Annotated in this window: 19 protein-coding genes and 1 tRNA gene; 3 read left to right on the top strand and 17 right to left on the bottom strand. The window is 44.0% G+C overall.

What is annotated here, in order from left to right; translation table 11 throughout:
* The first annotated feature begins 14 nt into the window (after window positions 1-14).
* Entirely contained in the window at window positions 15-1,721 is a 1,707-nt protein-coding gene (ptsP, locus tag G590_RS0104890; protein ID WP_022764555.1) for a phosphoenolpyruvate--protein phosphotransferase, read from the top strand.
* A 55-nt stretch (window positions 1,722-1,776) separates the two neighbouring features.
* Here ptsP and G590_RS0104885 read toward each other — a convergent pair whose 3' ends face one another.
* The 5 genes from G590_RS0104885 to G590_RS20440 form a co-directional block, all read right to left on the bottom strand.
* Window positions 1,777-2,709 carry an ATP-grasp fold amidoligase family protein gene (locus G590_RS0104885; RefSeq protein ID WP_051142119.1) on the bottom strand — a complete coding sequence of 311 codons (933 nt, stop codon included), beginning with the start codon at window positions 2,707-2,709 and terminating at the stop codon, window positions 1,777-1,779.
* A 123-nt stretch (window positions 2,710-2,832) separates the two neighbouring features.
* Window positions 2,833-4,167 (bottom strand): NADP-specific glutamate dehydrogenase, encoded by a 1,335-nt coding sequence (gdhA, locus tag G590_RS0104880; protein ID WP_022764553.1) that lies wholly within the window; start codon window positions 4,165-4,167, stop codon window positions 2,833-2,835.
* A 112-nt stretch (window positions 4,168-4,279) separates the two neighbouring features.
* Window positions 4,280-5,866, bottom strand: a complete 1,587-nt coding sequence (locus G590_RS0104875; protein WP_022764552.1) for a cell wall hydrolase — start codon at window positions 5,864-5,866, stop codon at window positions 4,280-4,282.
* Window positions 5,817-6,980 (bottom strand): Gfo/Idh/MocA family protein, encoded by a 1,164-nt coding sequence (locus tag G590_RS18465; RefSeq protein ID WP_081640995.1) that lies wholly within the window; start codon window positions 6,978-6,980, stop codon window positions 5,817-5,819. The genes G590_RS0104875 and G590_RS18465 overlap by 50 nt, the downstream gene beginning before the upstream one ends.
* 46 nt (window positions 6,981-7,026) lie before the next feature.
* Window positions 7,027-8,361, bottom strand: coding sequence for an SH3 domain-containing protein (locus G590_RS20440; RefSeq protein ID WP_022764550.1), 1,335 nt, complete (start codon window positions 8,359-8,361; stop codon window positions 7,027-7,029).
* A 160-nt stretch (window positions 8,362-8,521) separates the two neighbouring features.
* Between G590_RS20440 and G590_RS0104860 the strand changes: the two genes are divergently transcribed.
* Window positions 8,522-8,593 (top strand) — tRNA-Arg (locus tag G590_RS0104860).
* 59 nt (window positions 8,594-8,652) lie between these two features.
* Here the strand turns inward: G590_RS0104860 and G590_RS0104855 are convergent.
* The 12 genes from G590_RS0104855 to G590_RS0104800 all read right to left on the bottom strand — a co-directional run bounded on the left by G590_RS0104855 (window position 8,653) and on the right by G590_RS0104800 (window position 21,538).
* Window positions 8,653-9,546 (bottom strand): DUF5688 family protein, encoded by an 894-nt coding sequence (locus G590_RS0104855; RefSeq protein WP_022764549.1) that lies wholly within the window; start codon window positions 9,544-9,546, stop codon window positions 8,653-8,655.
* Window positions 9,547-9,684: 138 nt separating this feature from the next.
* Window positions 9,685-10,242, bottom strand: a complete 558-nt coding sequence (gene efp / locus G590_RS0104850; RefSeq protein WP_022764548.1) for an elongation factor P — start codon at window positions 10,240-10,242, stop codon at window positions 9,685-9,687.
* 58 nt (window positions 10,243-10,300) lie between these two features.
* Window positions 10,301-10,942 (bottom strand): GDSL-type esterase/lipase family protein, encoded by a 642-nt coding sequence (locus G590_RS0104845; RefSeq protein ID WP_022764547.1) that lies wholly within the window; start codon window positions 10,940-10,942, stop codon window positions 10,301-10,303.
* 7 nt (window positions 10,943-10,949) lie between these two features.
* Complete coding sequence (locus G590_RS0104840; protein WP_022764546.1) at window positions 10,950-12,632, bottom strand: phospho-sugar mutase; 1,683 nt, start codon at window positions 12,630-12,632, stop codon at window positions 10,950-10,952.
* Window positions 12,629-13,609, bottom strand: a complete 981-nt coding sequence (locus G590_RS18455) for a type I phosphomannose isomerase catalytic subunit (RefSeq protein WP_022764545.1) — start codon at window positions 13,607-13,609, stop codon at window positions 12,629-12,631. The genes G590_RS0104840 and G590_RS18455 overlap by 4 nt, the downstream gene beginning before the upstream one ends.
* 71 nt (window positions 13,610-13,680) lie before the next feature.
* A complete protein-coding gene (locus G590_RS0104830; protein WP_022764544.1) occupies window positions 13,681-14,898 on the bottom strand; it encodes a hypothetical protein in 1,218 nt (405 codons plus the stop codon).
* Entirely contained in the window at window positions 14,898-15,917 is a 1,020-nt protein-coding gene (locus G590_RS0104825) for a glycoside hydrolase family 130 protein (protein ID WP_022764543.1), read from the bottom strand. The genes G590_RS0104830 and G590_RS0104825 overlap by 1 nt, the downstream gene beginning before the upstream one ends.
* On the bottom strand, window positions 15,917-17,092 hold the full coding sequence (locus G590_RS0104820; RefSeq protein WP_022764542.1) for a glycoside hydrolase family 130 protein: 1,176 nt from the start codon (window positions 17,090-17,092) through the stop codon (window positions 15,917-15,919). The genes G590_RS0104825 and G590_RS0104820 overlap by 1 nt, the downstream gene beginning before the upstream one ends.
* Window positions 17,061-18,284 carry an AGE family epimerase/isomerase gene (locus tag G590_RS18450; RefSeq protein WP_022764541.1) on the bottom strand — a complete coding sequence of 408 codons (1,224 nt, stop codon included), beginning with the start codon at window positions 18,282-18,284 and terminating at the stop codon, window positions 17,061-17,063. Before G590_RS18450 ends, G590_RS0104820 begins: the two co-directional genes overlap by 32 nt.
* 21 nt (window positions 18,285-18,305) lie before the next feature.
* Entirely contained in the window at window positions 18,306-19,139 is an 834-nt protein-coding gene (locus G590_RS0104810; protein WP_022764540.1) for a carbohydrate ABC transporter permease, read from the bottom strand.
* Entirely contained in the window at window positions 19,136-20,035 is a 900-nt protein-coding gene (locus tag G590_RS18445; protein WP_022764539.1) for a carbohydrate ABC transporter permease, read from the bottom strand. Before G590_RS18445 ends, G590_RS0104810 begins: the two co-directional genes overlap by 4 nt.
* A 45-nt stretch (window positions 20,036-20,080) precedes the next feature.
* On the bottom strand, window positions 20,081-21,538 hold the full coding sequence (locus tag G590_RS0104800; protein WP_022764538.1) for an ABC transporter substrate-binding protein: 1,458 nt from the start codon (window positions 21,536-21,538) through the stop codon (window positions 20,081-20,083).
* Window positions 21,539-21,787: 249 nt separating this feature from the next.
* Here G590_RS0104800 and G590_RS20435 point away from each other — a divergent pair, with 249 nt between their 5' ends.
* Window positions 21,788-22,696, top strand: coding sequence for a helix-turn-helix domain-containing protein (locus tag G590_RS20435; RefSeq protein WP_022764537.1), 909 nt, complete (start codon window positions 21,788-21,790; stop codon window positions 22,694-22,696).
* Window position 22,697: the final 1 nt, after the last annotated feature.

Raw genomic sequence — 22,697 nt, 5'->3', positions numbered from 1 at the left:
CTGGGAGGTTTTACATGTACAACGGAATCGCCGCATCACGCGGAATCGGAATCGGAAGTATCTGCGTTATTGCCGAGCATGAACTCAAATATGATGCAGTGAAAGTCGAAGATACAGAAAGCGAAAAAGCCCGCTTTGACAGTGCTGTTGAAAAATTCAAAAAAGAGACAGCAGAGATGGCTGAAGATATCAGAAAGCGTATCGGTCCCAAGGAAGCAGAAATCCTTGAGGGACACCTTGTAATGATGTCAGATCCTTCAATGTCCGGAGAAATGGGCAAAATGATAGCTGCAGGCCAGTGTGCTGAATCTGCGGTAGAAGCAGTCTGCGACATGTTCATCGGAATGTTTTCAAAGATGGACGACGATATGATGCGTCAGCGCGCTTCTGATATCAGCGATATCAAGGTAAGTCTTCTTAAAATCCTTCTCGGCATAGAAGACATAGACATAAGCAAGGTTGCTCCCGGAACAATTCTGGTAGCAAGAGATCTGACTCCCTCCATGACATCACAGATCGTCAAGGAAAATGTAGCAGGTATCATTACAGAGGTTGGAGGCAAGACTTCCCACTCTGCTATCCTCGCAAGAGCACTTGAGATTCCCGCTGTACTCTCTGTACCGGACATTACAAATCTGGTAAAAGACAAGGATACAGCTATCGTGGACGGCACAGAGGGAAATGTATATATCAACCCTGAGGGAGACATCCTTTCCCAGTACATCATAAAGCGCGAAGACTATATCAAAAAGCAGGCTGAGCTTAAGGGATTCCTTGGAAAAGAGACAGTGACTGCCGACGGAATCAATCTTGAACTGTTCTGCAACATAGGTACTCCAAAAGATGCCAAAAAAGCTGTTGAATGTGACGGTGAAGGTGTAGGTCTTTTCCGCTCCGAGTTCCTGTTCATGGACAACACCAAGATGCCTACTGAGGATGAGCAGTTTGCTGCATACAAGGAAGCTGCCGAAACTCTCGGTGGCAAGCCTGTTATCATCAGGACCCTTGATGTTGGCGGTGACAAGGATATTCCTTACCTCAACATCAAGAAGGAAGAGAATCCTTTCCTTGGTTACAGAGCTGTAAGGTATTGCCTCGGAAACAGAGACAACTATATGATCCAGCTCCGCGCCATTGTAAGAGCCAGTGCTTTTGGCAAGGTTAAGATCATGGTTCCTCTTGTTACCTGCGTAGAAGAAATTCGTGCGGTAAAAGAGATGGTTGCCGAGATCAAAAAGGACTTTGACGCAAAGAATATCGCCTATGACAAGGATATTGAAATAGGCTGCATGATAGAGACTGCTTCCGCTTCTCTGATTGCCGATCTTCTTGCCAAAGAATCCGATTTCTTCTCAATCGGAACCAATGACCTGACTCAGTACACCATGAGTGTTGACAGAGGAAATGCTGATGTTGCTTATCTGTACTCCACTTTCCAGCCTTCAGTTCTCCGTTCTATAAAGCACATAATAGAATGTGGTGTAGAAGCCGGAATACCTGTAGGAATGTGCGGAGAAGCAGCTGCCGATCCACTTATGATTCCTCTGCTCATCTCTTTCGGTCTCACGGAATTTTCTGTGAACCCGGTTCTTGTCCTTACAGCGAGATGTATCATCTCCAAATGGACCAAGAAAGAAGCCGATGATCTCGCAGGCAAGGTTATGAGCCTTGAAACCGAAGCAGAGATACAAAAGCTCTTAAAAGAATCCGCAAAAGAATAATAAAGCTAAATATAAAAGGCCGGAGGCAGTTAAATAACTGTCTCCGGCTAAAATTTTATTCATGTGTTTTGGATGGAAGCTTGATACAGTCTCCAAAGATCCTGTCCCACTTTTCCGGTTCGAAGGGTTTAGTCCCTCCCCAATGTGAGAAAGTAAACTCACCAAAATAAACGTGTTCTCCGGTGTCATAAAAGTCTATTCTGACCTGCGGAATTCCCTTAGACATCTTCTCGGACAATTCAAGCATCAGGTCAAAATTTGCAGGCTTTTCAGGTATTACAGCAGCATTTGGATGGCCGTTTATAAGATCGAGGTGATTATACTCTCTGTCGAAAAAGTCAAACTTAGTCTCGCTATCACCCATTCTCTCAGATGCGACAAACAAATACGGAACATTTCCGTCAAAGCAGAAGAACTTATAGTCTCTAAGGTCGTCACTTGCAATCTCTTCAATAAACTTCTCCGCAAGTATCCTTGGCTTGACGTTTTTATAAGGCCATTCTCTCTCAAAGATATATGAATTCCTGCTAAGCCTCTTTTCCATGAATTCCTTAACAGCCGCCTTGTCCATCCTCGCTTTGTCCTTGCAGATGTAGATTCCACCGGAATCATGTGTGCATTTAAGAACAAACTTATCAGGCAGCTTATCAAAATCTATATCATCGAAATGGTCCCAGCAGCCATACTCAGGTACAACGTACTCTTCTCCTATCATGTCGCGAACCAGAGCCTTGACCTCATGCTTGTCTACCATCTGTGTATATATATTCTTTCTGTCATGGAGTTTTAACCATTGAAGCTTCTCACTGTAGGTAAGCGGATTCTCTAAATCCGGTTCATATCCCATGGCAATCTTGAACTTCTTTTTAAGAAACGCCTCGTCACTGAGACCGTTATATGCACCTAAAATACAGAGGTAATTAAAGCGTGTCTCTTTATCAAAAAGAAATCTTCCAACCCTTTTTACCGAATCAACCAATCTTCCCATAATCATCAACAAGTCCTTACGTCTTCAAATTTCCAATGAATATCTTACCACAACAGACATACAAAATAAAATAAGGCCGGAGCATATATCGCTCCGACCTTCTATCATCAGTGATGTGTTTTATTAAACAATACCCTGAGCCTTCATTGCCTCTGCAACCTTAAGGAAGCCTGCAATATTAGCACCTGCAACGTAGTTGCCTTCCATGCCGTACTTTCTTGCAGCATCATCAATGTTGTGATAGATGTTAACCATGATCTGCTTGAGCTTAGCATCAACCTCTTCGAAGGTCCATGAAAGTCTCTCGCTGTTCTGGCTCATCTCAAGAGCTGATGTTGCTACACCGCCGGCATTGGATGCCTTACCACAAACAAAGAGAACCTTGTTGCTCTGGAGGTACTCAGTAGCCTCGATAGATGTAGGCATGTTAGCACCCTCACATACAGCCTGAACGCCGTTAGCAACAAGCTGTTTAGCATCATCAAGAAGAAGCTCGTTCTGAGTTGCGCAAGGAAGAGCAACGTCACACTTAACTGACCAAACACCCTTGCCCTCGTGGTACTCAGCTGACTTTCTTGCAGCTGCATACTCTGTAAGTCTTGCTCTCTTAACTTCCTTAACTTCCTTAAGAAGTGCTACATCAATTCCTTCAGGATCATAGATCCATCCTGTTGAATCAGAACATGTAACAACCTTAGCGCCGAGCTGCTGAGCCTTCTCGATTGCGTAGATAGCAACGTTACCTGCTCCTGAAACAACTACTGTCTTGCCCTTGATGTCAGAGCCGTTGCACTTAAGAAGCTCCTCTGTGAGGTAAAGAAGACCATAGCCTGTAGCCTGTGTACGAGCAAGTGATCCGCCGTATGTCAGGCCCTTACCTGTAAGAACTCCCTCGTATGTATCTCTGATTCTCTTGTACTGTCCGTACAAAAATCCGATCTCACGTCCGCCTACACCGATATCTCCGGCAGGTACGTCAGTATCAGCACCAATATGTCTGAAAAGCTCTGTCATAAAGCTCTGGCAGAATGCCATTACTTCTCTGTCAGATTTGCCCTTAGGATCGAAGTCGGAACCACCCTTACCGCCGCCGATAGGAAGGCTTGTAAGAGAGTTCTTGAAGATCTGCTCAAAGCCAAGGAACTTGATGATACCAAGGTTTACTGAAGGATGGAAACGAAGTCCTCCCTTGTAAGGTCCGATTGCTGAATTGAACTGGATACGGAAACCATTGTTAACCTGTACCTGTCCCTTATCATCAACCCATGGTACTCTGAAAAGAATCTGTCTCTCAGGTGTTACAAGTCTCTCAAGGAGAGCGTCCTTGCGATACTCATCTTCATTGGCTTCGATAACAACACGAAGTGACTCAAGCACTTCCTTAACTGCCTGATGGAACTCAGGCTGAGCCGGGTTTTTCTCTACAACGTAGTTGTAGACTTCATCTACGTATGACATAGCTTTACTCCTCCTGTAAATCATTAACATCAATAATTGTATACAATTATACACTTTGATGGTTTAAAGCGCAAGAGTTTTTTTGTATACTTATTCAACAGCGATTTTTCCGCTATTCTCCGCCATCAGAACTGTTTTCATCAGTGTTGGAATCCGTGCTTTCTCCGGATGATTCTCCACCGCCATCCTGATTCTCTGACGATTCTCCACCGCTATCCTGATTCTCTGACGACTCTCCGCCGCTATCCTGATTCTCAGATGACTCTCCGCTACCGTCCTGATTCTCTGATGATTCTCCGCTGTCCTGATTCTCTGATGACTCTCCGCTGTCCTGATTCTCTGACGACTCTCCGCTGTCCTGATTCTCTGATGACTCCCCGCTGTTATCCTGAATTTCCTCTGCCGGAACCTCATCCTCAGAAGGTGTTTCCTCTGGCGGAGGATCATAAGTATCCCAACGATAGAAGAATGCATGATTTCCTATCATTGTATAATTCTTAATTCTGTAATAATCTGCCCAGTACTGAGTCATAAAGAAGAGGTAGTCTCCGATACGGGCTCCTGCCAAAACCTCCTGTGCAGCTCTTATACATGTGGAATTGGGACCATTGGCAATGATAAACTCAACCTTACCTGATCTGTAAGGTGCAAACTGCATAGGCTGCGTAATTACTCCTATGACACTGTTAGGAAAAGCTGAGCTCTTTACCCTGTTCATGATAACGGAACCGACGCCGAGCTTACCTGTATAGGATTCTCCGTCTGATTCTGCCTGGATCGTGGCTGCGAGCCATATAAGCTCCTGCTCGCTGGCATCGTATGATCCACCGAGGTTTTCCTTGGAAAGAGCAAGACGTTCAGCCAATTGCTGAGCCAGTTTAGCCTGCGCTGCTGCAGTCTGTGCTTCAAGGTCCTTCATCTTTTTATCCAGCTCTTTTAACTGTTCATCATAACTTGAAAGCTTATTCTTCTCATTGGAAAGGGAATTCTTGGTTGATGAAAGCTGGCCTTTTACTTCATCGGTGAGATTTGAAAGCTCCTCGTGTTTCTCATCAAGCTCATCCTGATAAGCATCAAGCTCAGCTTCCTTCTCCTCGACTTCCTTCTTCTGAGCCTCAATTTTGGCCTGAAGTTCCTGATATTCAGCTATTTTTGTGCGATCATATCTGACAATGGCATTTAGATATTCAAACTTGGTCAGAAGTTCACCAATAGACCCCGATTCCAAAAGAACACGGAGTAATCCCGATGTTCCACCACTTTCGTAGGTGGACTGCAGACGTTTTTTAAGAAGCTCATATCTGTCCTGTTCCTGTTTCTGAGCCTCTGACAGCTCATTGTTAAGGCGGACTATTTCAGAAGAGACTACGGCCATTGCAGCCTCAGCCTCATCAATTTCTGTATTAAGCGTTTCAAGCTTACTGGAATAACCGTTTATGGTGCTCTGAAGAGAGCTTTTCTGGTTTTCCAGATTGCTTACGCTTTGCTGTGTCTGTTCTTTTTGTCCTTCAAGTGCACTGATTGCTTCCTTGGTTTCCTTGGTCTGTTTCTGAAGATTGGAGATGGCAGCCTGTGTCTCTGCCTCTGCCTCCTTCATCTCAGAAATAGCATCATCAGTCTCATCCGCAAGGCTGACAAAAGAAAACTGATTAATCGTCAGTGCCAGAAGAATTATCCCCAGAATTAACTTCTTCTTCATACTCTCCCTGCTCCACAGCTTCCTGATCCTCTGTCGGAAGCTCTGTTTCTGTCTTTGCTTCAGTTTCTGTTACAGTCTCTGTTTCAACTTCAGGCTTAATCTCAGTCTCAAGTGCTGTTTCAGCTGCACTAACAGCCGGATTATCATTCTCCCCCGGGAAAACGATATGGTTATTGCTCCTGATGAAATCCATCATGTTAAGAATCTTAAGCGTCTCGGCATGCGGAATCTCAGGGCACTCAAGCCATCCCTCGGAAATTGCCCTTACACAGGCTTCGATTTCATATTCATAACCTGTTTTCTGCTTGGGTCTCTTATAATATGCGGTCTTGTTGTAATTATTGTCATAAACTGCGATAGCTTCGGGATTATTGATATTCTCAACAACAATAAATCCCTTGCTTCCGTAGATAACACCGTTTCTGTCTCCGGTTGAAAGAACCGTCGAGTTTAAAACAGCCATCTTACCATCTGAATATCTCAGGGTAATGCTGTCCTGCATGTCCATTCCAAGATTGTTGAAGGTGCATATTGACGCAATATCCTTGACATCGTTACCAAAAACCATGGATGCAAAGTGAAGGCAATATACACCCAGATCAAGAAGAGCTCCTCCGCCCAGCTCCGGCTTCTGGATTCTCTCTTTATATGCAATATTGTAACTGAGATTGGCTGTGAGCATAGTGGGCTCACCGATGACATTGCTGGAAAGGATCTCAGCCAGCTTGGTTCTCATAGGCATATATCTGGTCCAGATTGCCTCTGTTACAAGAACTCCCTTTTCCTCAGCAAATTTAAAGATCTGCTTGGCCTGATTCTCATTGAGCATGAAAGCTTTCTCACAGATTACATTTCTGCCTGCGGATATAGCAAGCTTAACATTCTCAAAGTGTTCCGAATGCGGAGTGGCTACATAAACCAGATCGACCTTGGGGTCGGAAACAAGCTCCGCATAGGAACCATAGGCCTTTTTGAAGCCAAATTCCCTGGCGAATTTCTCGGCATTTTCTATTGTTCGTGATCCAACTGCATAACATGTAACACCCTTGGTATCTTTCAGTGTCCTGGCCATTATCTCGGCAATTCTGCCTGTACCCATAATAGCTACTTTCAAACGTCCAAACATAGATGTTACCTCCTTGAAAGGAATTATGTATTTATCAGTCCTGCAGGAACTCGGATTTAACGTATCCTGTCTTATTATTATACTCTATTTTAGCCCATCCGCTGGCATATTGCTCTATTACATTTACAGTTGAACCGGCGTATATAGTTGTGATAGCCTCACTGTCAGTGCTCTGACCTTTACGGAACTTAACAGAATCCGTAAGAGTCATCTTGCCGGTCTTGGATGAAGAAACCTTGGTCTGGGTCTCTGTTGAAGCTGAAGAAGCTGCAGATGATTCCTGTGTAGAAGCAGATGACGCCGCAGATGCGGATTCATCCTCTCCGTTTGTATCTCCCTCATCTCCGTTATCAACTACAGTAGTCTCCTCGGATACAACCTCAAAGAACTCTGTCTTAACATATGCTTCCTTGCCCTTATACTCAACCTTGCTCCAACCGTTTGCAAGAGCCTCGAGTTCTTTAAACTCCTGTCCCTGTGTTGTCTTATCAAGGATATCAGCCGTCTCGGAATCGGAACTTCTGATATTTATAACATCAGTTGCCTTAATTGTTCTTGTGGTAACTGTGACTGTATCTGATACCGTCTCCTCTTCTTCAGAAGAAGCCTCTGCTGCGCTCTCCTCAGGTGTGGATGCCTCAGAAGTAGCCAGAGCCTCTCCGACTGATACCTGAAGACCGGAACGCATCCTGGTAAGAAGCTCAGCAAGAGCCTCATCACCGCTTACCATCTCGTTATAGCTTGATGCAACCTTGTTGTTCAGATCGATAACATCCGCCTGAACATTGATCTGCTTGAGGTAATCAAGCTCTCCTGCATCCACAACATCTCCGTTGATATAGAGGTCTCCGTTTCCGTCAGAACAGATGTATAGAATCTCAAGTCCTGGAACACGTCCTTCGTAGTCATAGAGCTTAACTTCGTTATATACATATGCCACATAGCTGCCCTCTACAGGTCCAGGCTTAGTGTACACTTTTATGTTATCTATTGTGTCAATATACTCTGAGGCTGCAACTGCCTTAAGAATCTCTGTCTCATCAAGTCCTTTATAAATTGCTGCAAGAGTATCTGCATCTCCGTTTGCTGATGCTGTGTAATACTTCTCCACAAGAGCATTTACTTCCGGAGATGTGTTTTCTTCCATCGCTACATCCGGCACTTCAAACACCGTTGATTCAGCCTCTGTGGCAGTGCTTGCTGCAATCTCTGTAGCCCTGTGATTGGCACTTACTGCAATTACTACTGTCAAAACAACTGCTACCACTAAGATAGCCGGCATCAGGTACTTCTTATTATCTCCAAGGATAGCAAATATATCCTTCTTTTCATTTCTCCAATTTGTTACATTGTTCTTCTTTTTTCTCATTATAATAAAACCTCGAAAATATTGGTTTGGCGCATTCCACCAAAATGATTTTAATGGTAAACACAGGTCAAGTCAAGTTGACAGAGCACGTCGGCTCTGCACAACGCACAGGATGCGGATAGTGACTAGTACTGATTTGTGTGATATCATAATCTATGTTGCACCCGTAGTCTAATGGATAAAACGTAGGCCTCCGACGCCTTTGTTGCTGGTTCGAGTCCAGTCGGGTGCACTTGTAAAAAGAGCTGACGGCATAAGCCGGACAGCTCTTTTTATATACCACCTGCAGGCTCAGCCTTCTTTTACAATAAAGAATTTATCAGTCTCCCTGTCATACATATACAGGTTATCACTTAGTACCTCCTCATCCGCAACAGTAGATCTGTTGACTTCTCTGATGATGTCTCTTAATGAGCCGGTCTCTGTACACATATTGGAATCCGGTATAACAATACACTCATGGATTGATGAGGGAATTATGAACAGATTGCATTCATGATCATCGGCAAGGCCCTGTAACAGCCCCGGATAGAACACAACCCCCGCGCCGAGATTGCCGGCAGTATTTGAAATCACATAAATACCGCACAGCTCATCCACTTCTTCTTCATTTCCCGTTACCTTAGAAAGAAAATCCATCAGCCCTCTGATCTTGGGAGGTGCAACTTTCGAAGCACATTCCACTACATTTTCCCATAGCTCATCCTTTGATATCTCCCAGATATCAAGATAAGAATTCTCTATCATTACTGTCCCGGAACCAAGTCTTGGATGCTCAAACAGCGCAAGCGGTACAAGCGCCAGGTCCAAAACCCTCTTTATGGGCACATTTTCAAGTTTTTTCATGTTCTTCTTATAATTCACAGCCTTAAAGAAAAGATGCTGGGAAACCACCGAAAAATCATCAAAAAAGTCTATGTTTGTATCTGTGGCGGGAGCACACTTTCTGTACATGTTTACCACATCATCAACCAGTGACATCAAAAGAGTCCCCCTGTTATATCTCTCCAGCAACTGATCGATGTAGATTGTAGGAGCGATGCACTCTCCCTCCTTTCTAATAGTAAGGGCGTGATACACCACTCCGTTGTTCTTTAAAACTTCCGAACACTCAATATCAATGCCCTTCCCCAGTTTATCGCTCACTTCTCTAGCCATAACACGGCTGAATTCTTTAATTTCCATACCTGAATAATCTCCTTTAAAATCAATTTTTTGCAAAATAAAAAGACAATAGTATTCCCGATAAAATCGTGATTCCTATTGTCTTAGTTAGTTTCTATAAAATATGACCTATACTGCGTCAGATATGGTTACGTATTATCAAACTCTGGAGAGATACTCACCTGTTCTTGTATCGATCTTGATAACGTCTCCCTCGTTAACGAAAAGAGGAACTGAAACGTTAGCACCTGTCTCAACTGTTGCAGGCTTTGTAGCACCTGTAGCTGTATCGCCCTTGAAGCCGGGCTCTGTCTCTGTGATTGTAAGCTCTACAAACATAGGTGGCTCAACTGCGAATACGTTGCCGTTGTAAGACATAACCTTACAGGTCTCGTTCTCCTTAACAAACTTAAGAGAATCGCCGATCTGGTCTGATGTAAGACCGATCTGCTCATAAGTCTCTGAATCCATGAAATTGAAGATATCGCCGTCCTGATAGAGGTACTGCATATCCTTCTTGTCAATTCTAGCTGCAGGGAACTTCTCAGTAGGACGGAATGTTGTCTCCTTAACACCGCCGTTGATGATATCCTTGAGCTTGGTTCTTACGAAAGCAGCGCCCTTACCAGGCTTAACATGCTGAAATTCAATAATCTGACATACGTTGCCATCGATCTCGATGGTTACACCATTTCTGAAATCACTTGCAGAAATCATAAATATTCCTCCTAAATTACATAACTCAAACAACTAAGATAGTATAAACTATCCACAATCATTTTTCAACTGTTTTTAACAAGTAATCCTTCATGTTATCAAAAATGATCTCATAAGCTTCAGGCCACATGTGAATTCCATCGGTCGAAAGCTCACGCCTTAGCTCTCCCTTTTCATCACAGAGCCCTTCATTTACATCTATAAACTCATATCCAAATTCTGCTGCGAGTTTTTTTACAACATCATTTGCCCGGGGAAGGCGCTCTTTTCGAAGCTTTGCAGCCTCCGCAGCCTCGGGCCAGGCCTGTATCTCCTGTGCCATGGCGGGATTTACCGGATAATATGCCATCATATAGACCTTCGTAGAAAACAGCTTTTCTTTTATCTGCCGCAAAACTTCCTTATAATCCCTCTGCAGATCCTCCTCTGTCTCCTCGGGCCTGCTTATATCATTGGTTCCGATATTAATAAAGATGACGGAAGGCTCAAGATCAAATATCTGCTCATCCATCGACTCAAGAAGCTCAGGGATAGTATATCCGCTTATGCCCCTGTTATAGATTGCCAGATCAAGCCCTCTGTTTACCAGAATCTCATTAATAGGGAAATGCTCCATGAGAGATGAACCAACAAACAGAATCTGTCCTTTCCTGATATTTTTATTAAGATGTCTGTATTTTTCAACCATATAAGTGTTCATAATACTTTTATACCACAGCAGTTATGGTTTTCTCAATCAGAACAGCCAAGTCTTTTTCCGCTTTCTGTGCACCGGCCCTATCATCTCCCGGAACCGAGAGATATATCTTGATCTTGGGCTCTGTGCCTGAGGGTCTTACGACTATGCCTGCACCTGTTTCAAGAGAGAACTTAAGTACATCTGACTTTGGAAGATCATCTACTCCTTCCAGATAATCAAGAGTCTTTATGACCTTTTGATCGCACAGCTCTCCTTTAAGGTTTCTGAACTTCTCCATGATGTTCTTCATTTTCTCCTGCCCTTTAGGGCCTTCAAACTCAAAGCTATAGAGTGTATTCAGATAGTAGCCGTATCTTTCATAAAGCTCATTAAGAACATCAGCAAGACTCTTACCCATCTTCCTGTAATATGCAAACATCTCGCAAATAAGGAGAGAAGCATTAACTCCGTCCTTGTCCCTTGCATGAGTACCCGAAAGATATCCGCAGCTCTCCTCAAATCCAAAGACATAATCATCTTTCCTTCCCTGAGTTTCCAAAAGCCCGATCTGCTCTCCAATGAATTTGAATCCCGTGAGGACATTGATGGTCTTTACGCCGTAGTGATCAGCAATCTTTTCACCTAGATCGCTGGTGACAATAGTCTTTACCATAACAGGGTTCTTTGGCATAGTTCCCATGCTGATCCTGCGTTCACATACGTAGTTTAGCAAAAGACATCCAACCTGATTTCCGGTGAGCAAGACAAAATCTTCTTTATCTCTTACCGCAACTCCAACTCTGTCGCAGTCGGGATCAGTCGCCAGAAGAATGTCTGCACCTATTTCCTCCGCATAGTTCATTCCTAACCTCATCGCTTCAGGAATCTCAGGATTGGGATAAGGGCATGTCGGGAAATTACCATCGGGATTCTCCTGCTCTTTTACAATATGGACATCCACAAATCCGGCTCTTTTAAGTACATCTGTAACAGGCTTTCTTCCGGTTCCGTTTAGAGGAGTATAGACTATCTTAGCACTTTTATCGCCATCTTCTTCGCCGATCAGCGAGAGTCCTAACACCTCATTGATAAAAGATTCATAGACTTCATCAGGTACAAAAGAAATCCTTTCATCATGCTCACTGACCATTCTCACATCAAGAGCATCTGCCTCATCAATATACCCCTGTATCTTTTCTGCAGCCTCGGTGGTTATCTGGCATCCATCAGAGCCGTATACCTTGTAACCGTTATATTTGGCCGGGTTGTGGGAGGCTGTGATCATAACTCCTGCTTTGCACCCAAGTTTTCTCACCGCAAAAGACAAGCAGGGAGTCGGCATCAGCTCTTTATATATGTACACATCGATTCCGCATCCGGCAAAGACCTTCGCTGCTGTCTTTGCAAAGAGCTCCGACTTTATCCTTGAGTCAAAAGAGATAGCGATGCTCTTTTTTTCATCACCAAATTCGTCATTTAAATAATCCGCTATTCCCTTGCTGGCCTTTATGACAGTATGGACATTCATACGGTTTGTACCGGCTCCTATAACGCCCCTTAAGCCTCCCGTCCCAAAAGCCAGATCCTTATAAAAGGCATCCTCCATTTCTGCTTCATTCTCTTCCATAACATTAAGTTCAGCTACAAGATCATCATCAAGAAGACTTGCCTCTTTCCATTTTCCAAACTCATCTCTGTAATCTCTTTTCATCCTATTCTCCTCTGTTCCTTCTGTCCCGGTGTTGATGCTATGATCTTCATGTTGCCTAAAAAGCCCGCCTTCTCATATCCCTTTGGTATGATAAAACTATCTCCCTTTGAAATGGCGCATCCTTCCACTTCTCCGTATCCTTCCACAACACTTACCAGCATGAATTCAGACACACCCAAAATCTGTGCCCGTCCTTCAACCTTCATCTCATAGACGTGGTAATACTCACATCCGTAAACACTGTGAAGGGTGTTTGCTCTTCTGTCCCTTTTGCATGCAGGAACCAGGCATTCTTCTATTGGTCTTGCCGGAGTCATGATGACGTCCTTACTCTGCTCAAGGTGAAGCTCTCTCTTCTTCCCGTCTTCAAGTCTGTCGTAATCATATACGCGATAGGTGATATCACTGTTTTCCTGAGTCTCCAGAATAAGGCAGCCCTTCGTAAGCGCATGCACCGTTCCGGGATCTATCTGCAAAAAGTCCCCTTTCTTTACGGGAACTCTTTTTATAAGCTGTCCCCATCTGCCCTGATCTATAAGCTCATCCAGCTCACCTTTATCTCTGGCGCTGTGACCGAGAACAAGACTTGCCTCAGGCGGGCAGTCAAGGACATACCAGCATTCAGTCTTTCCAAGAGCTCCGTTTTCATGTTCTGCAGCATATCCGTCATCGGGATGAACCTGTATGCTGAGATCGTCCCTGGCATCAATGATCTTGACAAGGAGCGGGAACACATCACCTTGCACATCTCCAAAGAGCTCTCTGTGCTTCTCCCAAAGTTCAGACAAATGCATGCCCTTATACTTCCCGTTTTTTACCGTGACATCCCCATTCGGATGGGCCGATATTCCCCACAACTCTCCTATATCATTTCCTTCTTCTCTGCATCCAAACTCGTCCTTCAGCCTTGTTCCACCCCAGATGGTGTGCTTGCAGACAGGCTCCAAAAATAGTATCTCAAGATTGTTTTCTTTCATTTTCTCCTCCAATTTTGGGCAACAAAAAAACAGCGATTGCAAAACCGCAAATTCAATCGCTGTTTACTTGGTCAATCCGTCCTGTTTCCGCATGCGTCAAATCTGCGAACATAGTCCGTCAGATTTTTTAGATTTACCTTAGCTATCCCGATCTTCTGATCAGCTGCTCCATAGCCCATGATCAGTTCATCACCTGCCACCACCGCTCCGGTTGTAAAGATACAGGGACATGGGAATTTATCGGGAAGTTCCCATTTCTGTCTTGCATAAATCAGTCTTTCAGACATACGGTGTTTTATTTCGGGAAAGTCACCGTCTCTTTCCTTAAGTATCATAAAAGACTGAGTGTAGCCGTAATTTGGAAGTTCTTTTCCGTGATAAGATACAAGCCACTCTCCATCTCCTAAATCTATCGGAGGAAAGCTTGCTCCAACCCTCTCCTGTTCCCAGTCAAACTCGCTTTTGGCAAGCAGACTGTGAGAAGCGCTTTTAGTTACAAAATCCTCAAACTCATCTGCTGCCGCCAGGAAGATCGCAGGCGTCATAACGCCTTCGCCCGTAGGAAACTCATAGCTTCTCTCAGGTCTGTGGAGCATAACGAGCCTTTTTGCTCCTCCGACATTCATTCTCTTCGGGAAAAAGAAAACGTCCCTGTTATCACTAAGATTCCCGTCCGTAAGCGGCCCTACATAAGAGAAAGCTTCTTCGTATTTTCTTTCTTTCAGCTCATTAAGATCGACTTTATAAAGAACCGTGACAGTATCATTTCTCCTGGCAAGAACGCCCACCGGGCTATCCGGATCCATCACCCAGTCAGGCAGGTTGTCTTTTCTCTTATCCCCTTCCCAGTAAGGTCCCGGAGGAAAGAGTCTGCAGGCAACGGTCAGATAGAGCTGTCCTTCCACGTAAAAGAGCCTTGGATCTTCTATGCACCCGTTTGCATAGTTCAGAACTCTCTCTCCTTTGTCATTTATCACGTACATGTCCTGCTCTTTGTAGGCAAGCTTCGGGGCAAGAGCAGGTCTTTCAAAGTCAGCTTCAAAGCTCTCTCCCATATCGGTGCTCTTTGCGTATCCCAGGAAAATCGGATATGGATCCGACTTCCCCTTAAGATTAGCCTCAGGCCAGGGACCTGTTGCCCTAAAGAGCATGTGTATGGTCTTCCCGTCTTCATCAAGCACCAGTGCCGGATTAAGGACCATGGTATCTGCCCACTTGCAGCCCTCTTTGGGTTCAAGCACAGGCTCTTTTGAATATGTGATGACAGGTCTTTTACTCATCTCTATCATCACCGCCTTCCGATCTCACGGTCATTCTCGGAAGTATTGCTGTGATCCTTGATGTAGTCAATGATCTCATCGGTATAACCAAACGCCAGTCCGACATAGCTGTCGGCAGCTCCGTAATATATGGCGATCTGTCCGTTTTCTTTGTTCTGTACCGTTGCGCATGGGAAGCATACATTTGGCACAAAACCTCTCTCCTCATACCACTCCTGCGGTGTCAAAAGAAATGTCTCACACCTGTACTTAACAACAGAAGGATTATCAATATCAAGGATTGCTCCTCCTATGGAATACACATATCCGTTGCAGGTTCCGGTAACACCGTGATAGAACAAAAGCCAGCCTTCGCTTGTCTCAATGGGAGTTGCTCCTCCGCCTATCTTGAGTGATTCCCACCAGTTCTCGTTTGGTCCCATGACATGTCTGTGTTTTCCCCAGTATGTCATATCAGGGCTCTCACTTATAAAGATATCTCCGAAAGGAGTGTGACCTGAATCTGAAGGTCTTGAGAGCAGCATATAATTTCCGTTTATTTTTCTCGGGAAAAGAACCGCATTCCTGTTAAAGGGAATAAAAGGATTCTCAATTCTCACAAACTTCTTAAAGTCTCTTGTCTTAGCTATTCCTATGGATGCGCCGTAAAAATCCTGGCACCAGATGATATAGTAATCATCCTCAACCTTTACAAGTCGCGGATCGTAGGCGTACTGAGGCATAAAGGGATTTCCCTCTTCATCCGTAAAAGGAATTTTCTCACTATCTATATTCCACTTAATTCCATCTGCACTTCTACCCATGTAGATCGCAGGGATACCGTTTGTCTGCTCTCCCCTGAATACACCTATGAATCCATCCTCATAAGGCATTACTGCGCTGTTAAATATTCTTGCAACTCCCTCCACAGGGTTTCTGTCAATTATGGGATTAGCACTGTATCTCCAGATAGGAGCTTCCTTAAGTCCCTCAGGCTTATCCTGCCAGGGCATGTGCGTTGTACCCGGTCCGAAAATCTCGTACTTCATTAGTTTTCTCTCCTTAATAGTTCAAGGTTTCTGTTTATCAAATCGTCTCTTTGTCTTACACACAGGACCGACCTGCCGGGATCCTGCGGTGTGTTAAAGCAGTAGTCAAGAAGCTTGTCCACTGTGGTTGTTGCAACATGCATTCTTGTATCTGATGATGCATAATAAATAAACACCTCTTCTTTCTCATTAACTATCGCTCCGTTCGTGAACACAACATTGGAGACATCTCCTACTCTCTCATCGCCTCTTGGTCCTATTAAAAGACCTGACGGCTCAGCGATCACTTTGGACGGGTCCTTAAGATCTGTCACAAAGCAGTAGAGAACGTATCTGAGTCCCGCTGCTGTATTTCTGACTCCGTGAGCTATGTGTATCCATCCTTTTGCTGTCTTTATAGGCACAGCACCGGCTCCGTTCTTGGCCTCGGTGATGGTGTGGTACTTACGAAGGCTTGTCATCTTCTCCTCGTCGATCACCGCCTGCGTTATATCACTGCAAAGCCCAAAGCCGATTCCGCTGCCACTTCCCGTCTCAATAAAATCATCCATCGGTCTTGTATAGAAGGCATACTTGCCATCGACAAATTCCGGATGAAGAACAACGTTTCTCTGCTGGGGGCTTCTCAAGGTGACAAGGTTTGGAAGTCTCTCCCAGTTCTTTAGATCCTTCGTTCTTACAATTCCCGCAGAAGCCACTGCAGCTGAGAGGTCACTGACTGATGTATCCTTACTCTCCGAACAGAAAACTCCGTAGATATATCCGTCTTCATGCTGCGTAAGTCTCATGTCATAAACATTTGTCTCTTCCTTGCAGGTATCCTCCAAAAGAACCGGATGATCCCAAAATCTGAATCCATCTATTCCATTATCACTCTCTGCAACTCCAAAGAATGACTTCCTGTCATTTCCTTCGATTCGAGCAACAAGGTAGTACTTACCGTTTAAATAGATAGCACCCGAATTCATTACTGCATTTACGCCAAGTCTCTCCATAAAGTAGGGATTTTCGTCTTTATCAAGATCGTATCTCCAGGTAAGCGGAATATGTTCTCTTGTAAGAACAGGATTTATATATCTGTTATAGAGGCCGTTATAGAAGTCAGATGGCTCATTCCTCCTTGTGATAAGCCTCTCCTGCTTTTCAAGCTCCTCGTAATACTTTTCGTGAATCATCTATTGCTCCTTTTTTAAGTCTGTTCATCATTTCAAAGCACATTCTGCCGTTGTGATAGGGACACTTCCAAGGCTCTACTATAGGTCTTTTGCCCGGATTCCCGTTTTCATCAACCTGCCAGAACCACTCAGAGCCCTCTCTCTTGTCGATGATATTACTCTTTGTGTACTGCCATATGCTCCTTGCAGCCTGTAAATACTCAGGCTTTCCACTCCTCAGATAACCATTTACAAAACCTACCATAGCCTCCGACTGTACCCACCAGATCCTGGTATCATCTCTTTTTCCGGCTTCGCACTCATTTACAAAGGATCCGTCAATCAAGGCTTTGTTATAGGTATTCTCAACCATTTCCAAAGTCATGCTCCGAATCTCCTCTATATCTTTTGCCCTTAAGTACTCACCGCCAAGGGTATCGAGAGCAAGATCGATCAGCCAGGATGCTTCTATATCATGGCCGAAGCTGTGAAGGTCTATCAGAGAGTTGTAGTTTATGTCAAAGAAAACCTCCTGCCTGTGTTTCTTTTTGTTGTAGATCCTGTCCTTAAAGATACGGAGCAGGTCAGAAAGCTTCTTTCCTATGCACCTTTTTATATCAGGATCATCTGTCACCTCATATAAAAGCGTGTAGGCCTCAAGCACGTGAAGCGCTGTATTCATGGTTCTTTCAGCCATAACGCCGTTCTCTGAGAGCTTGTCGTTTGGCAGAAGATTAAAGTCTTCATCAAAAGCCTCAAGATAACCGTCATTGTCCCTGCACATCTCCTCTATCAGGAAAAAGAGCTTATGCGCCAGCAAAAGTGCCTCCGGTTCAGCCGTTGCTCTGTAATATTCCGATAAAGCATATATGGCAAATGCCTGATTGTACGTATGTCTTGTGCTATCGAGAACCTTGCCGTCGTAGGTAACAGACCAGCAGATTCCCTTTGTGCCATCACCTGCAAGTTTGTCTTTCAAAAACCTGTAGGCGTGGTCTGCTTCTTCAAGAAGCGATATGTCTTTTAACTCGTTAAATGCCCTTGAAAAGAACCAGAGAATGCGGCTGTTCAGTATTGCGCCTTTCTCAGCTTTTTTATCTACCTTCAGATCAAAATCCATAAGGCCGTAGTAGCCGCCGTATTCATCATCTCTAAGTTCCTTCCAGAAGGGTATGATATGTTCCGTTAATTCTTTTTGTATTTCCTGTAACATTTCAAAACCTCAAAAACTCTTTTATCCCTTAACTGCGCCCTGCGTGATTCCGCTGTAAATCTGCTTCTGGCAAAGGATAAATACTAAAAACGCCGGGAAGATCGAAATAAGGACACCTGCGCAGATCAGGTTGTACTGGCTTCCCATGGGACCGACAAAGGTATAAAGGGAGGTGGACATGGTTCGTATCTCCTTGTCCATAAGATAAAGATTGGCGCAGTAGTACTCGTTGTAGACCGATACTCCTTTTAATATGCACGCCGTAACAACTGCAGGCTTTAAAAGCGGCAGAATGATCTTCCAATAAACTGTCCAGTAGGAAGCGCCGTCTATGATCGCCGACTCATCCACTGAATTTGATATATTCTCCATAAACTGAATGAAGATATAAATGGAGATGACGTCAGTTCCGCACATCATGATGATGTAGCCGTAGAGGTGATTTACAAATCCCAAGGTACTCATGATCTTGTACACCGTAACCTGCATGGCAATTGACGGAAGGAGTGATGCAAACAAAAACAGATTTCTTATGAGGGTATTTCCGAAAAACTCAAAGCGGTTCAGTACATAAGCAAGCTGCGTTCCGACTACGACAGAAACAACGAGAACAACCACCATTACTATGAGAGAGTTCATAAATGCCCTGCCCATGTTTGCTGTCTGAAAGGCCTTGACGAAGTTATTGAAGTATAACCAGTTTGAGGGGGGTGTAATTACATTTGTTGTCTGATACTCCTCCGATGTCTTGAATGCCGTAAATATGCAGGATACTACAGGTACCACAGCTGCAAACGCAAAGAATACAAGGATCAGGTATTTAATTATGTTTATGAATAACTTTCTTATCTTCATGCGTCTGCCTCTCTGAAAACATATTTAAAGAACAGTTTCTGCAATATGGTGACGATGAATATGATCACCAGAAGTACCACAGCCATGGCACTTGCAAGTCCTACTTTCTGCGTGACATGTGCAATCTCGTTCATGATAACGAAGTAGGTTCCTGTTCCGTTAGCACCTCCCGTTATTACAAACGGAGGTTCAAAAGCACTTAAGGATCCGGTTATTGACAGGATCACGTTTAAGGTGACAATGGTCTTGATACTCGGAAGAATTATGTGGAAGAACTGCTGGAAGCGATTTGCTCCGTCAAGGGAAGCTGCCTCATATAGCTCAGCATCCACCGACATGATTGCTCCGATAAAAAGGACCATGTTCTGTCCAAAGTAGCGCCATACAGAGGTCGCCACCAGGGACCAGTTATTTACACTCTGATCTTTTAGCCAGTAGGGAAGAATGTCCTTGTTCACTCCAATGATCCCCAAGATAGAATCAAGGACGAACCCTCTTGTGTAAAAGAACTTGAAGATAAAACCGATAGCGATTCCGCTTATAAGGTAAGGAAAGAACATCATTCCTTTAAAGATGTTTCCGCCCTTTACCCCAAAGCTCAAGATCGTTGCCAGAAACAGTGCCAGTGCCAGCTGAAACAGTGCACCGGCGCAGTAATAGAAACTGAGCTTTAATGCCTTGAAACAATCGTCTCTGGTAAACACATCAATATAGTTTTTCCATCCCACAAAGACTCTTTTGTCCGGTGGTGTAAGATATTTCATTTTATAAAAGCTAAACTGTACCATCTGTGCAAAGGGCAGGTAGGTAAAGATTGCAAGAAGAAGTAATGGGACAGTGATAAAGCTGATTATTATTACAGTCTGTTGTCCCTTTCTACTTTTAAGCCATTTCATTGTCCCATCCTCCTTGGTTGTCAGGCAAAAAACAAATGACTGAAATTACTCATTTACTGAAACGCCGAGGGCTTCCTGAGCCTCTGTCCACTTCTCATTCCACTCGTTCATGATGTCATCAAATTCCATATCGCCCATTGATGCATGCTCGATGATGAGCTGGATTCTTCTGTCACCGCCTGCTCTGTAGTTGAGCTCTGACTCGGAGTTGAGCTCGTTGAGAAGATCCTCTTCTCCCTCTGCTGCAGGTGCTTCCTGAAGGAATTCAACATTGTCAAATGAAAGCTTTGTCTCTGTGCTTCCGACCTTGATTGGAAGACCATCCTCGTTATATACAAAGCCTGACTGCTCAGTCATCCACTTTACAAAGATGATTCCTGCCTGCTTCTCATCATCCGAAGCATTCTTGTTGATGCCGTAGCAGTAGTCAGGACCTGCAAGAGCGTACTGCTTGCCATTTACTGTTACAGGGAATGGCATGTATCCGATATCTGCTGCATTATCTCCGGCAGCTTCCATCTGAGGATAAGCCCATGATCCAAGAACCATGCATCCGATCTCGCCTCTGTTGATCATACCCTTGCAGCCTTCCCAATCGGTTGTTGAGTAGTCATCCTCTGTAAGTCCCTGCGCAACTGCATCATAGAGAATCTTGTATACAGCGTAAGGGTGGGTTGAATCGCCATAATCTCTGAAAGGATCCTTCTCATGAAGAAGTGTTCCGTTTGTGTAGTTTACATCACCTGTTGCACTGATTCCTGTGTAATCATCCCAGCTTCCCATTGTCCATCCTGCTGCGTAGTTAGTGTAGAGAGGAATAATGGAAGGATCATGCTCTTTGATTTTCTTAAGCGCAGCAATAAAATCCTCAGGAGTCTTGGGAAGCTCTGTTACACCTGCCTCCTCAAACACTCTCTTGTTGTATACGATACCCTGAGCTGTTGCTGTTGAAGGTACTCCGTAAACCTCACCCTGATACTCCCAGTGATCAGCGTAGTTGATCTGTCCGTTCATAACATCAAGAGTTCCGAATGACTCAAAGTATGAAGAAAGGTCAGCCTTGTCAATTGCAGGAATGAGAATTACTGTCTCATAATCTCCTGACTGAAGGTGTGTCTTGGCATCCTCTGCGTAGTTTGTATCTGTGATCACGTTTACTGTGATATCAGGATAAACTTCATTGAAGGCCTCAATGTATTCCTTCCATGTAACTCCGCCATAATCCTCTGAATCAAGGTCTGTTCTGTTGCTGAAGAAAGAGATTTCTGCATTAAGATCAGTGAAGTCCTCTCCAAGAACGAGATCAGCGTAAGACTTGATTCCTTCTGAATCGGAAGCAGGTGCATCTGCTGTAGCAACCTGTTCGTCTTCTGCCTGTGCTGCTGCGCCAGTATCTGCGCCTGTCTCCTGACCGCTTTCAGATACGGTTGTCTCCCCGCAAGCAACCGTACCTGCTGCCATGATTGTCATAAGTGTGACCGCTAAAGCTCTTTTCAATTTCATATTCATCCTCCTTTTAACGAGCTCCGTTTCATTTACTGATTGAAGAATACATTATTTACTTTTTTTAATCATCTATTATTCTTGCGTTTTATAACTCATTCTTGCATAAATGAATTTATCAGCTTTAAATTTAGCTTTTTAATCATTTATTTAACTTATTTTACCTAATTAGCTTAAACGTTTTAGTTAATTTTAGGTTGATATTTCCCTTTTTACTTACTATAATGTTCCCATAAACAGGAGTAAATCATGGCATCTTCAAAATACACCACGATCGATGAACTGAATAATATCTTTCGTTTCCACAGGCTCTTCGGTAGTGGCACATCTTTTACCGATGTCCTTGACACCAAGAGATTCATGGCCTGTGCCAGCGAATCTTTGGATCCTCTCATCCTCAGAGCAGTCTTTGGAGGAGCCATTACCTACGGTATCCCAACCACCTTTGAATGTATCGATAATCCATTCTATTTATTATTATATATCGAAAAAGGGGATGCTCTGATAAAGACAAAAGACAGCATAGCAATGCCCGAGAGAAGCATGATACTATTAAGGCCCTATGAGAATTTCCGCTTTGACACCAAGAGTACTCCTTGCTATTTTCACTTGTTTTTGCTATCAGGGGAATCCTTAAGACTATATACAGAACATTCATCCAAGGTTATAGAATTTAAAGAAAAACACATAGGAACCCAGCTCTCATATTTGCAAAGACTGCTGCTAAGGCAGGGAGCAGACTCGGAGCTTCTAAGAGCCAGGATACTGACTGACATTCTCACGGAAGGATATCTGGCAGGTTCTAAAGCTCTTACCCCCTCTGCAACTCCCGGCATACCGGGCTATATACAGGAGATGAAGTCGATACTCGACCAGGAGTACAACACCTTTATTACTTTAGATAATCTTGAACAGAGGCTCCTTGTAAGCAAATACAGGCTCTGCAGGGAATTCAAGAACTACTACGGCCACTCACCTCTTCAATATCTCAACAACATCAGGATCCAGCAGGCCAAGACACTTCTTGAACAGACAGATATCACGGTAAATGCCGTGGGGTACGATGTCGGCATCGCCAACACCAGTCACTTCATAAAGCTCTTTAAGAGAGAAACCTCGCAGACACCTGCCGAATACAGAAAAAACAAAAGCTCTTAGC

Source organism: Butyrivibrio sp. XPD2006 (assembly GCF_000420865.1).
Taxonomy (GTDB): domain Bacteria; phylum Bacillota; class Clostridia; order Lachnospirales; family Lachnospiraceae; genus Butyrivibrio.
This window is presented reverse-complemented; position numbering and strand designations above follow the sequence as displayed.